The sequence below is a fragment of the Lentzea sp. NPDC020367 genome (genome assembly GCF_044387305.1).
Lineage (GTDB): Bacteria > Actinomycetota > Actinomycetes > Mycobacteriales > Pseudonocardiaceae > Lentzea.
Genome location: NZ_JBIRVV010000025.1, coordinates 75,692 through 88,927 on the forward strand (window position 1 = coordinate 75,692; position 13,236 = coordinate 88,927).

The window sequence follows — 13,236 nt, forward strand, 5'->3', positions numbered from 1 at the left end:
TCTCCCTGTGGCAGACGACCTGAGCACGACCATTGCCGAGGCCGCGCGGTTGCTGGCCGGTGCCCGTGATGTGACCCTGCTCAGTCACATCAACCCCGACGCGGACACGCTCGGGAGTGCCCTCGCGGTGGGACTCGCGCTGCACCGGCGCGGAGTGACGGTGCGGGTGGCCTTCGGCGAGCCCGAGGATGTGCCCGAAAGCCTGAAAGCGCTGGACACAGCGGGGTTGCTGGTCCACCGCGACGAGGTGCCGGAGCAGCCGGAGTTCCTGGTCGTCATGGACACGGGAAGCCTGCAGCGGCTCGGACCGCTCGCCGGCCGCGTCGCCGCCTGCACCGGGCCCGTCATCGTGGTGGACCACCACGTGTCGAACACGCGGTACGGAACGGTGAACTGCATCGACGACCGTGCGGAAGCCACGGCGCTCATTGCACTCAAGTTGCTCGACGAGATGGACGTCGAGATCGACGAGCCCATTGCCCGCTGCATTTACGCCGGACTCGTGACCGATACCGGGGGCTTTCGGAAGGCCGGACCCGAGGCTCACCACACCGCCGCGCGCTTGCTCGAGACCGGAGTGGACGCCTACGCCGTTACGCGGCCGTTGATGGACGCACATCCGTTCGCGTACCTCGGCATGTTGTCGCGGGTGTTGGCCAAGGCAGAGCTTGACCAGAAGGCCGCACACGGCCTGGGACTGGCGCATGCGGTCGTGAGCCTTGACGACGCGCGTGGAGTGCGTAGCGAAGAGGTGGAGAGCGTCATCGACGTCGTGCGCTCCGCCTCCGAGGCCGAGGTCGCGGCCGTGTTGAAGGAACTGCGGCCTGGGTTCTGGTCCGTGTCGCTGCGGGCCGTGAGCCGGGTCGATGTTCGTGAGGTGGCGCAGATCCTCGGGGGCGGTGGGCACCGGCTGGCGGCCGGGTTCACCTTCGACGGGGCCGCTGAGCAGGTCGTCGCCGCGCTGAAGGGCGCGTTGGAGCAGGTGGGGTCATGACACGGACAGGGAGCCCGCGGCTGCTGCGGGAGATCAACGACCGGGCCGCGATCGAGACGCTGTTGCGCAGTGGGGCGATGACGCGGGCCGAGCTGGAGGAGGTCATCGGGCTGTCCAAGCCCGCGACCGCCCAGCTGCTGGCACGGCTCGAAGAGGACGGCATGGTCGTCCGCACCGGGTTGCGCGGTGGCGGGCGTGGACCTCGGGCACAGATGTGGGCCGTCAACGGCGGCGTCGGGTACGTGGCCGCGGTGGCGTTGACGGCCGAGCTGATCGACGTGGCCATCGCGGACATCACCGGATCGCTGCTGGCCGAGCACAGCGCGCCGATGCCGAAGGAGAACACCCTTCAGGCCTTCCGGGAGACGGTGCAGAAGGCGACGGCGCTGGCCGGGCTCAAGCTGGACGCGCTGGCGCACGTAGTGGTCGGCACTCCGGGTGCCGTGGATCCGTCCACCGGGCACCTCGGGTTCGCGCCGCACCTGCCGGGGCTGGTGGACGTCGACCTGCCCTCGACGTTGCGGGAGCTGTTCGGCACGTCGGTGTCGATCGAGAACGACATCAACCTCGCCGCGCTGGAGGAGATGAGCTCCGGCAAGGCGGCCGGGGTGCGCAACTTCGTGCTGTTCTGGCCGGCGGACGAGATCGGGTCGGCGGTCGTGGTCAACGGCGTGCTGCTGCGCGGCGTCACCGGCGGCGCGGGTGAGATCGACTCGATGCAGGTGCCCGGTGGGCGCTACGGCGACCAGGTCGACAGCGACGCGATCGTGGAGCTGGCGGCCGAGTACGGCATCAAGGAGTCGTCGGGGCTGGAGGCGGTGGCGCACGCGCTCAACGCCGGTACCGAGGGGCGGGCGTTCCTCACGGTTCTCGCGCATCGGATCGCGCTCGGGCTCGCGAACGTCGTGTGCGTGCTCGACCCGGAACTGGTGCTGCTGTCCGGTGGGGTGGCGCACGCGGGTGGCGAGACGTTGTGCGATCTCGTGGCCGCCGAGCTGCTGAAGCTCGTCGTGCCGCGGACGCCGGTGTACCTCGCGCAGATCACCGCGAACCCGGTGCGGTCCGGGGCGTTGCACTCGGCGCTGGCCGTGGCGCGCGAGCAGGTGTTCGGGCTGCCCCAACGGTCGTGAGTGGCCGCCATCACCGCACGGTGGTGGCCGTCACCGCATAGGTTCGTCCGGTGGAGGATCGGGTTCCCGCTCGGCGGGTCATCGGGCTGGCGGTACCCGCTCTCGGGGTGCTGGCGGCCGAGCCGTTGTACGTGCTCGTCGACACGGCCGTGGTCGGGCACCTGGGGGCGTTGCCGCTCGCCGGGCTCGCGCTCGGCGGTGTGTTGCTCACGCAGGTGTCGACGCAGCTGACGTTCCTCTCGTACGGCACGACGGCGCGCACGGCCCGGTTGCACGGGGCTGGGCGGCGTCAGGAGGCCGTCGAGGAGGGCGTGCAGGCGACGTGGCTGGCGCTGGCGGCCGGAGTGCTCGTCGTGCTGTTGGGGCAGCTGTTCGCGCGGCCGTTGGCGGAGCTGCTCGCCGGTGGTGGCGCTGTGGCGGACGCGGCGGTGGAGTGGGTGCGCATCGCGTTGTTCGGTGCGCCGTTCATCCTCGTCACGATGGCCGGCAACGGGTGGATGCGCGGTGTTCAGGACACCAAACGGCCCCTGAAGTACATCCTGATCGGCAACGGCATCAGCGCGGTGCTGTGTCCCGCGCTCGTCTACGGCGCGGGCTGGGGCCTGGAGGGCTCGGCCGTCGCGAACGTCGTGGCGCAGGTGCTCTCGGCCGGGCTGTTCTTCAAGGCGCTGTTCGCGGAGCACGTGTCGTTGAAGCCTCAGTGGACCGCCATGCGCGCGCAGCTCGGCATGGGGCGTGACCTGGTGTTGCGGAGCTTGGCGTTCCAAGCGTGCTTCATCAGTGCGGCCTCCGTCGCGGCACGGTCGTCCGTCGCTGCCTTGGGTGCGCATCAGGTCGTGTTGCAGCTGTGGACGTTCCTCGCACTTGTGCTCGACTCGTTGGCCATCGCGGCGCAGTCGCTCGTCGGCGCGGCACTGGGGGCGTCGAAGCGTCGGCAGGCGGAGAAGCTCGCCTGGCAGATCACGCGGTACGGACTGGTGTTCGGCATCGGCCTCGGGCTCGTGTTCGCGGCGTTGTTCACGGTGCTGCCGCGGGCGTTCACGACGGACGCCGGGGTGCTGGGCGAGATTCCGAACGCGTGGTGGTTCTTCGTTGCGCTGCAACCGATCGCGGGCGTGGTGTTCGCGTTGGACGGTGTGCTGCTGGGCGCCGGTGACGTGAAGTTCATGCGGACCGCGACGCTCGGCTCCGCGGTGATCGGGTTCCTGCCGCTCGTGTGGGCCTCGTACGCGTTCGGGTGGGGGCTCGCCGGGATCTGGACGGGGTTGTCGGCGTTCATGGTGCTGCGGCTGGTGGCCGTGGTGTGGCGTACGCGGTCGGGGGAGTGGGCGGTCGAGGGCGCGGTTCGGTAGCTGTGAGCAGCCCCACGGGGTGGACGCCCGATCGGACGCTGTGTCCGACCTCACGGCATGAAATCGTTACCAAGAAGGTTGTTTAGGCGATGTAACTAATGTCTGCCTGCCTCCGACCTGGGGAGAGTGCCGCCTTGCCACCGGTCGATCGCGCCACCCGCACTTCGTGGCTGATCTGGACCACCGCCGTCTTCGTCTACTTCGCCGCCCTGTTCCACCGCACCACGCTCGGCGTGGCCGGACTGGAGGCGAGCGAACGTTTCGGGCTCGGACCCGCTCAGCTCGGTGTGTTCACCGTGCTGCAGATCGGGGTCTACGCCCTCATGCAGATTCCCACCGGTCTGCTCGTGGACCGGTACGGGCCGCGCCGGGTGCTCACCGTCGCCGCCCTGCTCATGGGCACCGGCCAGGTGCTCTTCGCCATCGCCGACTCGTACGGGCTCGGGCTCGTCGCGCGGGCCGTGCTGGGCATGGGTGACGCGATGACGTTCATCAGCGTGATCCGCCTCGTCGCGACGCACTTCCCGCCGCGCCAGTACTCGCTCGTCGTCGCGGTCACGGCCGCGATCGGCGGTGTCGGCAACCTCGTCGCCACCGTGCCGCTGACGCTCATGCTCGGCTCGATCGGGTGGACGTGGGCGTTCCTCATCGCGGGCGGGGTGACCGCGCTGTACTCGGTCGTGGCGTTCCTGCGGGTGCGGGACGTGCCGGCTGGATTCACCGCGCCGAAGCCGGAAGTCGTGCCGTTCAAGAAGATCTGGCCGAAGGTGCGGCAGGCGTGGCGCGTGCCCGGCACCCGGCTCGGGTTCTGGGCGCACTTCAGCACCATGTCGACGCCGGCCGTGATCGGTCTGCTCTGGGGCTACCCGTACCTCGTGCAGGCGCAGGGCATGTCGCCGCGCGCCGCGTCCTCGACGCTCGGCCTGCTCGTCATCGGCGCGATCGTGGCGAGCCCGATCATCGGCGGCCTGTTCTCGCGCAACCCCGAGTGGCGCATGCCGATCTCGGTCGGGTTCCTGGCGTTCGCGTTCACCGGCTGGGGCGTGCTGCTGCTGTGGCCGGGCGGGCACGTGCCGGCGCCGGTCATCGCCGTGGTGTTCCTCGTGCTGACCGTGGGCGGGCCGATCTCGGGCGTGGCGTTCGCTCTCGCCCGTGACTACAACCCGTCGCATCGCCAGTCCACCGCGAGCGGTCTGGTCAACGTCGGCGGCTTCCTCGCGGTGACCGTGACCGCGTTGGGTGTCGGCGTGCTGCTGGACCTCGTGGAGGGTGTGCTGGCGCCCGCCACGGCGTTCCGCGTGGCGTTGAGCTTCTGCGTGCTGGTGCTCGTTCTGGGCGGCTGGCGGATGCTCGTGTGGTGGCGTCGCGCGCGTGCCGCGGTGTTCGAGGCCGAGGAGCGCGGGGAGACCGTGCCGGTGCAGATCCGGCGTCGTCGTTGGGACGCTCTGCACGTCGCTTAAGCTCTTGCGCCGTGAAACCCTCTGTTGCACCGGGCCTGGTCGTCGTCGACAAGCCGGACGGCATGACCTCGCACGACGTGGTGGCGCGTGTGCGCAGGATTCTCGGCACCCGCAAGGTCGGGCACGCCGGCACGCTGGACCCGATGGCGACCGGCGTGCTCGTGCTCGGCATCGAGCGGGCGACGAAGCTCCTCGGCCACCTCGCCCTCGACAGCAAGGCCTATCTCGCGACGATCGTGCTCGGCGCGTCCACCACGACGGACGACGCCGAGGGCGAGGTTCTGTCCACTGAGGACGCTTCCGGCGTCGCGGACGACGCGATCGCCGCCGAGATCGCGAAGCTGACCGGCCCGATCCAGCAGGTGCCGTCGTCCGTGTCCGCGGTGAAGATCGACGGCAAGCGCGCCTACGCACGGGTGCGCGCCGGTGAGGAAGTCGAGATCCCCGCACGCCCCGTGACGGTGCACCGGTTCGACGTGCTGTTCTCACGCCGTGAGGACAAGCAGGTCCTCCTCGACGTGATGGTCGAGTGCTCGTCCGGCACGTACGTGCGCGCGCTGGCCCGCGACCTCGGCGCCGCACTGGGCGTCGGCGGGCACCTGGGGGCGTTGCGGCGAACCAGGGTCGGCCCGTTCGACCTCCGCGTGGCCAAGACCCTGGCGCAGCTGGAGGAGACGCCCGGCCTGTCGCTGGACCTGGACTCGGCGGTCGCGACGGCGTTCCCGCGCCGGGAGATCGACCCGACCGAGGCTTCGGCGCTGTCGCACGGGCAGCGGCTGCGCGCGGGCGGGATCGAGGGGACCTACGGGGTGTTCGGGCCGGACGGGCACGTCATCGCGCTGGTCAAGGACGAGGGCACCGCCTGCAAGCCGGTGGTGGTCCTGAGCCCGGCCGACTAGGGCTGGTGCCCGAGTTCGGACCGCCTTGCGAGGCGGGCAGGCGTCAGGCGGGACGGGCGTCGTAGGCTGATCACCGTGCAACGCTGGCGCGGACTAGATCACCTTCCCGGCGGCTGGGGCCGCTGCGTAGTGACCATCGGCGTGTTCGACGGTGTCCACAAAGGCCACCAGGCCCTCATCGGACGTGCCGTCGAACTCGCGGAGCAGCGCGGACTGCCGAGCGTGCTGATGACCTTCGACCCCCACCCGTCCGAGGTCGTGCGGCCCGGCAGCCATCCCGCGCAGCTCACGACGCTGCGGCGGCGGGCAGAACTGGTCGAGGAGCTGGGCATCGACCACTTCGTGGTGGTGCCGTTCAGCCTGGAGACCAGCCGGATGCCCGCGGACCAGTTCGTGCACGAGGTGCTGGTCGAGAAGCTGCACGCGGCCGCTGTCGTGGTGGGTGAGAACTTCACCTTCGGGCACAAGGCTGCCGGTACCGTCGCGATGCTGCGCCAGCTCGGGCAGCGGTTCGGATTCGTGACCGAGGGGGCTGATCTGGTGTCCGCAGAAGAGGTGACGTACTCGTCCACCTACATCCGGGCGTGCATCGACGCCGGCGACGTGAAGGCGGCGGCGGAGGCGTTGGGCCGGCCGCACCGGCTCGAGGGGATCGTCGTCAAGGGCGACGGGCGCGGCAAGGACCTCGGGTTCCCGACCGCCAACCTGTCGACGCCGAAGTTCGCCGCGGTTCCGGCGGACGGCATCTACGCGTGCTGGTTCACCGACGCCAAGGGCAAGACTTTGAAGGCCGCCGTCTCGGTGGGGACCAACCCGACTTTCTCCGGCAGGGAACGCCGGGTCGAGGCGTTCGTGCTCGACGTCGACGAGGACTACTACGGGCAGCGCGTCGCCGTGGACTTCGTCGAAAGGCTGCGCGAGATGGAGAAGTACGACTCCGTCGAAGCCCTGCTGGAACAAATGCATCGAGATGTAGACCGAACGAGGGAACTGCTCACCGAGTCGTGACCGTCAGATTGGGCGAAGCGGACGTCTGTGCGTTCGCAGGCTGGCAGGATGCTGGTCGGAGAACGGGCTACTGGAGAGGGCGACGTGGAGGACCACAAGATCGTTCAGCGCAACCTCGCCCTGCAGAGGGAGTGGTACGGGGAGCCTCTGGGTGACCGCGTGCGCCGGTTGGTCGTGGCCTTCAACGTGTCCCAGGCCCAGCTCGCGGACGTGCTCGGGATCAGCGCGCCGATGCTCAGCCAGGTGATGAGCGGCCGGCGCGCCAAGATCGGCAACCCCTCCGTCCTCGCGCGGATGATCATGCTGGAGCGCAAGATCCTCACGCCGGACGTGGCGACCGGGGCGCCGGAGGCGTTGCAGCGGGCGCTCGACGACGTGCGGGAGTCCAAGCCGACCGTGTCCCGCGACTCGCTGCCGGTCAACGGCGACGAGAGCGTCGCGTACCCGGTGCTGCGCCGCGTCGCCGACCGCGTCGAGCTCCAGCAGGCCGCTGATCTGCTGCACGAGGACTTCCCGGCGATCGCGGAGTTGTTCCGCCGCGCGATCCGCGCCGCGGGTTACCCGGTGAAGTGAATTAATTCGGTTGGCACGGCTTGCCGGTGCGAACCACAATGGGTGAGCGCGCCGGACAGCGGCGCGAAACAGCGCTCGTGAGCAGCGCCGACGGTGCCCGCACACCCGTGAATCGGGTGGGGTTGCGCACGTCAGCGCGCCGCTGAGCACTGTGCCTGATAGCCTTCGCAGTTGGGTCTGGCTGCGGTCCGTGGCGGCCAGTACCGGCTACCCCGGCCAGCAATTCGGCGGGCGGGGCCGCACGGACCTGAACAAGTAGGAGAAGTACCTAGTGGCACTGTCCACGGATCAGAAGAAGTCCATCCTCGGCGAGTACGGTCTGCACGACTCGGACACCGGCTCCACCGAGGCCCAGGTGGCCCTGCTGAGCAAGCGCATCGCTGACCTCACGGAGCACCTGAAGCAGCACAAGCACGACCACCACTCCCGCCGTGGTCTTCTGCTGATGGTCGGCCGTCGCCGCCGTCTGCTGAACTACCTGACCAAGGTGGACATCAACCGCTACCGCGCGCTGATCCAGCGCCTCGGTCTGCGCAGGTGATACTTGCCGAGGGGGAGTGACCGGCCGGTCACTCCCCCTCGGCGCACAACCGGGTGTATACAGATCCCTGGTTGCAAAGAGGAACGAAACACAGGACCCGCATCGCGCGAAGCAGTTTTTCTCGCCGGTCCTCGGTAGTGGCCTCCTGGTGGAAACGCCCCAGGGGACTTCGATCGAAGACCGGCCTCGTCAAAACGCGTGAGCGGTGTCCAAAAGACGAGGAGTAACAAGTAAATGACGGACATCGAGGTCCACGAGGCGACTGCCGTTATCGACAACGGCAAGTTCGGCTCGCGCACCATCCGCTTCGAGACCGGGCGCCTCGCGCGTCAGGCCGCCGGCAGCGTGGTGGCGTACCTGGACGACGAGACCATGCTTCTGAGCGCCACGACGGCGTCGAAGCACCCCAAGGAGCACTTCGACTTCTTCCCCCTCACGGTGGACGTCGAGGAGCGCATGTACGCCGCGGGCCGCATCCCCGGCTCGTTCTTCCGGCGTGAGGGCCGTCCCAGCACGGACGCCATCCTCACCTGCCGCCTGATCGACCGTCCGCTGCGCCCGTCCTTCGTGGACGGTCTGCGCAACGAGATCCAGGTCGTCATCACGGTGATGAGCCTGAACCCGAAGGACCTGTACGACGTCGTGGCGATCAACGCCGCGTCCGCGTCGACGCAGCTCGCGGGTCTGCCGTTCTCCGGCCCGATCGGTGGCGTCCGCGTCGCTCTGATCGAGGGCCAGTGGGTGGCGTTCCCGACCTACGAGCAGCTCGAGAAGGCCGTGTTCGACATGGTCGTCGCGGGCCGCGTGGTCGAGTCCGGTGACGTCGCGATCATGATGGTCGAGGCCGAGGCCACCGACAACGTGATCGACATGATCGCCGAGGGCGCCACCGCCCCGACCGAAGAGGTCGTGGCCGCGGGCCTCGAGGCCGCCAAGCCGTTCATCAAGGTCCTCTGCGAGGCCCAGGCGCAGCTCGCCCAGGTCGCCGCGAAGGCCACCGGCGAGTACCCGACGTACCCGGCCTACCAGGCCGACGCGTTCGAGGCCGTCGAGGCTTCCGCCTCCGGCGAGCTCGCGCAGGCGCTGACCATCGCGGGCAAGGCCGAGCGCGAGTCGAAGCTCGACGAGGTCAAGGCCGCCACGCTCGAGAAGCTGGCCGAGCAGTTCGAGGGTCGCGAGAAGGAGGTCGGCGCCGCGTTCCGCTCGCTGACCAAGAAGCTCGTGCGCCAGCGCATCCTGCGCGACAAGGTCCGCATCGACGGCCGTGGCCTCACGGACATCCGTGACCTCGGTGCCGAAGTGGCCGTGATCCCGAGGACGCACGGTTCGGCGCTGTTCGAGCGCGGCGAGACCCAGATCCTGGGTGTCACCACGCTGAACATGCTGCGCATGGAGCAGCAGATCGACTCGCTCGCTCCCGAGACGCACAAGCGCTACCTGCACCACTACAACTTCCCGCCCTACTCGACCGGTGAGACCGGCCGCGTGGGTTCGCCGAAGCGCCGCGAGATCGGCCACGGCGCGCTGGCCGAGCGGGCGATCATGCCCGTGCTGCCCAAGCGCGAGGAGTTCCCCTACGCGATCCGCCAGGTGTCCGAGGCGCTGAGCTCCAACGGCTCGACGTCCATGGGCTCCGTCTGCGCCTCGACGCTGTCGCTGCTCAACGCGGGTGTCCCGCTGAAGGCGCCGGTCTCCGGCATCGCGATGGGGCTCGTCTCCGACGAGGTCGACGGTGAGACCCGCTACGTGGCGCTGACCGACATCCTCGGTGCCGAGGACGCGTTCGGCGACATGGACTTCAAGGTCGCGGGCACCAAGGAGTTCGTGACGGCGCTGCAGCTCGACACGAAGCTCGACGGCATCCCGTCCGAGGTGCTGGCGGCGGCGCTGGGCCAGGCCCGCGACGCGCGCTACACCATCCTGGAGGTCATGGCCGAGGCCATCTCCGACCCGGACGAGATGAGCGCCTTCGCTCCGCGCGTGACGTCGGTCAAGATCCCGACCGACAAGATCGGCGAGGTCATCGGCCCGAAGGGCAAGATGATCAACTCGATCACCGAGCAGACCGGTGCCGACATCTCCATCGAGGACGACGGCACGATCTACGTCGGTGCGGCGGACGGCCCCTCGGCCGAGGCCGCGATCGGCATGATCAACGCGATCGCGAACCCGCAGCTGCCGAAGGTCGGCGAGCGCTTCCTGGGCACCGTGGTGAAGACCGCGGCGTTCGGCGCGTTCGTCTCGCTGCTGCCCGGCAAGGACGGTCTCGTCCACATCTCGAAGCTGGGCAACGGCAAGCGCATCGCGAAGGTGGAGGACGTCGTCAAGGTCGGCGACAAGCTCCGCGTCGAGATCGCCGACATCGACCAGCGCGGCAAGATCAGCCTCGTCGTGGTGTCCGAAGAGGACGCCGCGAAGCCGGCTGAGGGCGCCGAGGCTCCGGTCGCCGAGGAAGCTGCGCCTGAGGCGGCTCCCGCGCAGTGAGCACGACAGACAACAACGTGACGGCCGCGGGTGCATCCACCCGCGGCCGTCCGCGTACTCACACATTGGGGCACCTGCAGAAGCCGGGCAGCACGCGGGTGCTCGAGATGTCCGCGGGGTCCGAGGTGCGGCGCAGCATGCTGCCCTCGGGCCTTCGGGTCATCACCGAGCGCATCCCGAGCGTGCGGTCCGCCTCGGTCGGGCTGTGGGTGCAGGTCGGGTCCCGTGACGAACGGCCAGAGGTCGCGGGTGCGGCGCACTACCTGGAACACCTGCTGTTCAAGGGAACCGCGCGGCGCACGGCGGCGGCCATCGCGGAGGAGATCGACGCGGTCGGCGGCGAGCTGAACGCGTTCACCGCGAAGGAACACACCTGCTACTACGCGCACGTCCTGGACGAGGACCTGCCGCTCGCGGTGGACCTGGTCGCGGACGTGGTGTTCGAGGCGATCTGCGGTCCGCGTGACTTCGAGACCGAACGTGGTGTCGTGCTCGAAGAGATCGCGATGCGCGACGACGACCCAGAGGACCTGCTGCACGACGCGTTCATCGAGGCGTTGTTCGGCGCGCATGCGTTGGGGCGTCCGGTTCTCGGCACCGAGAAGTCCATTCAGGACATGGAACGGGACGCGCTCTACTCGTTCTACAAGAAGCGGTACACGTTGCCGCGCATGGTGTTCTCCGTCGCGGGCAACATCGAGCACACGCACGTGATGCGTCTGGTGCGCAAGGCCGTCGGCGACCGGCTGTCGCGGGAGGGCAGCGCGGTGGTGCCCCGAGCGGGTCGCGCGCGCATCGCCGACGCCCGCAAACTGGTGCTGCACACCGACGACACCGAGCAGGCGCACCTGATGCTCGGCATGCGCGGTATCGACCGCCACGACGAGCGCCGGTTCGCGCTGAACGTGCTGAACGCGGCCATCGGCGGTGGCATGAGCTCCCGGCTGTTCCAGGAGGTCCGCGAACGACGAGGCCTGGCGTACCAGGTCTACTCGTCCGTCGGCCTCTACGCGGACACCGGCACGTTCGCCGTCTACGCGGGCTGCCAGCCGGACCGGCTCGGCGAGACCGCCGGCGTCATCCGCGAGGTGCTCGTGGACGTCGCACGCGGCGGCTTGTCGGACGCGGAAGTGGCGCGTGGCAAGGGACAGCTGCGCGGCGCGCTCGTGCTGGGCCTGGAGGACACCAGTTCCCGGATGTCGCGCATCGGCAAGTCCGAACTGAACTACGGCGACCACCTGAGCGTCGAGGACACGCTGGCGCGGATCGACGCCGTGTCGGCCGACGAAGTGGCGTCGCTCGCACGTGATCTGCTGCGCCGTCCCGTCGCCGCGGCGGTGGTCGGCCCTTACGATCACGCCGACGATCTGCCGGACCAGGTACACGAGGTGATTGCATGATTCGCGTCGGAGTTCTCGGCGCGCGGGGCCGCATGGGTTCCGAGGTGGTCCGCGCGGTTGAGGCCGCGAAGGACATGGAGGTCGTGTCGGCCATCGACGCCGACGACCCGTTGCAGGCTTTGGTGGACGCCGGCGCGCAGGTCGTCGTCGACTTCACGCACCCCGACGTCGTGATGGGGAACCTGGAGTTCTGCATCGCCAACGGAATCCATTGCGTCGTCGGCACTTCCGGTTTCGACCAGCCGAAGCTGGACGCGGTGGCGGCGTTGCTCGCCTCACAGCCTTCAGTCGGTGTCCTCGTGGCGCCGAACTTCGGCATCGGCGCCGTCCTGCTGATGCGCTTCTCGGAGATCGCCGCCCGCTACTACGAGTCGGCCGAGATCATCGAGCTGCACCACCCGCGCAAGGCCGACGCCCCGTCGGGCACGGCCGCCCACACCGCCCGCCTGATCGCGGCCGCACGCTCCGGCATGGACCCCATGCCCGACGCGACCACGCAGGAGGAGCCGGGCGCACGCGGTGCCGTCGTCGACGGCGTGCGGGTCCACTCGCTGCGGATCTCCGGGATGATCGCGCACCAGGAGGTCGTGTTCGGCGGCGAGAGCGAGACCCTGACGATCCGTCAGGACTCGTTGCACCGCACCTCTTTCATGCCCGGCGTCGTGCTGGGTGTGCGGGAGATCGTGGGTCGTCCCGGGCTCGCCGTCGGCCTCGACAAGTACCTCGACCTGTGAAGGTTCGGATCACCGTCGGGGTGCTGATCGCGGCTCTCGCGGTCTACTTCGTGCTGCTCACCGGCCGGGCTGTGGCGTTGCTGCAGACCGGTGAGGTGGTCGGCGTGCTGCTCGGTGTCGGTGTGTTGATCCTGCCGGTGCTTGGTGTTTGGCTTGTGTACTCCAACCTGCGGTTTGGGTGGGAGACCGAGAAGATGGCCCGCGAGTTGGATGCGGACGGGTTGCTGCCTGATGTCTCGCATCTGCCTCGGCGGCCGTCTGGGCGGGTGGATCGGGATGCTGCCGACTCTTGGTTTGAGGAGCGGCGGGCTGAGGTTGAGGCTTCGCCCGAGGACTGGCGGGTTTGGTTTCGGTTGGCTTACGCGTATGACATCGCTGGGGATCGTGGGCGGGCTCGCGAGACCATGCGGAAGGCGATTGAGTTGCACGCCTGATCTTGTCGGGGGTGCTGAGTACGTTGAGATGTAGGGGTTCCTGGATTGGGGGGACCCCTGCGTCAGCGTGCGCGTTCTTGTGATCCGCGACCGGGTGGGTGGGTCACCTTGCGGGCGGGCGGGTTGCGTTGGGTGCTTCCCCTGGGGGCTCTGCCCCCAGACCCCCGGCAATCTGATCGGGGGGTCCGCGCCACTCGCGGGTTGATGGCACGCCTGTTGCTTTGGGC

Annotated in this window: 12 protein-coding genes; all 12 read left to right on the forward strand. The window is 69.1% G+C overall.

Annotated features, from left to right (window positions below; translation table 11 throughout):
- The first annotated feature begins 7 nt into the window (after positions 1–7).
- On the forward strand, positions 8–994 hold the full coding sequence (locus tag ACH413_RS45370) for a bifunctional oligoribonuclease/PAP phosphatase NrnA (protein WP_360048140.1): 987 nt from the start codon (positions 8–10) through the stop codon (positions 992–994).
- Positions 991–2,124: an ROK family transcriptional regulator gene (locus ACH413_RS45375; RefSeq protein ID WP_360048139.1), complete on the forward strand. Its 1,134-nt coding sequence runs from the start codon at positions 991–993 to the stop codon at positions 2,122–2,124. Before ACH413_RS45370 ends, ACH413_RS45375 begins: the two co-directional genes overlap by 4 nt.
- 50 nt (positions 2,125–2,174) lie before the next feature.
- Complete coding sequence (locus tag ACH413_RS45380) at positions 2,175–3,476, forward strand: MATE family efflux transporter (protein ID WP_360048137.1); 1,302 nt, start codon at positions 2,175–2,177, stop codon at positions 3,474–3,476.
- Between the two features lie 98 nt (positions 3,477–3,574).
- The gene (locus tag ACH413_RS45385) at positions 3,575–4,936 is read left to right on the forward strand and encodes a nitrate/nitrite transporter (RefSeq protein ID WP_396426074.1); all 1,362 of its coding nucleotides are present in this window, start codon (positions 3,575–3,577) and stop codon (positions 4,934–4,936) included.
- 11 nt (positions 4,937–4,947) lie between these two features.
- On the forward strand, positions 4,948–5,835 hold the full coding sequence (gene truB / locus ACH413_RS45390) for a tRNA pseudouridine(55) synthase TruB (protein WP_360048135.1): 888 nt from the start codon (positions 4,948–4,950) through the stop codon (positions 5,833–5,835).
- A gap of 75 nt (positions 5,836–5,910) precedes the next feature.
- Complete coding sequence (locus tag ACH413_RS45395) at positions 5,911–6,843, forward strand: bifunctional riboflavin kinase/FAD synthetase (RefSeq protein ID WP_360048134.1); 933 nt, start codon at positions 5,911–5,913, stop codon at positions 6,841–6,843.
- 84 nt (positions 6,844–6,927) lie between these two features.
- Positions 6,928–7,416, forward strand: coding sequence for a helix-turn-helix transcriptional regulator (locus ACH413_RS45400; protein WP_319977437.1), 489 nt, complete (start codon positions 6,928–6,930; stop codon positions 7,414–7,416).
- Between the two features lie 271 nt (positions 7,417–7,687).
- Positions 7,688–7,957 (forward strand): 30S ribosomal protein S15, encoded by a 270-nt coding sequence (gene rpsO, locus ACH413_RS45405; protein ID WP_045318466.1) that lies wholly within the window; start codon positions 7,688–7,690, stop codon positions 7,955–7,957.
- Between the two features lie 234 nt (positions 7,958–8,191).
- Entirely contained in the window at positions 8,192–10,441 is a 2,250-nt protein-coding gene (locus tag ACH413_RS45410; protein ID WP_360048132.1) for a polyribonucleotide nucleotidyltransferase, read from the forward strand.
- A 107-nt stretch (positions 10,442–10,548) separates the two neighbouring features.
- On the forward strand, positions 10,549–11,841 hold the full coding sequence (locus tag ACH413_RS45415; RefSeq protein ID WP_360048237.1) for a pitrilysin family protein: 1,293 nt from the start codon (positions 10,549–10,551) through the stop codon (positions 11,839–11,841).
- A complete protein-coding gene (gene dapB, locus ACH413_RS45420) occupies positions 11,838–12,575 on the forward strand; it encodes a 4-hydroxy-tetrahydrodipicolinate reductase (protein WP_360048130.1) in 738 nt (245 codons plus the stop codon). Before ACH413_RS45415 ends, dapB begins: the two co-directional genes overlap by 4 nt.
- A complete protein-coding gene (locus tag ACH413_RS45425; protein ID WP_360048129.1) occupies positions 12,572–13,009 on the forward strand; it encodes a tetratricopeptide repeat protein in 438 nt (145 codons plus the stop codon). Before dapB ends, ACH413_RS45425 begins: the two co-directional genes overlap by 4 nt.
- Positions 13,010–13,236: the final 227 nt, after the last annotated feature.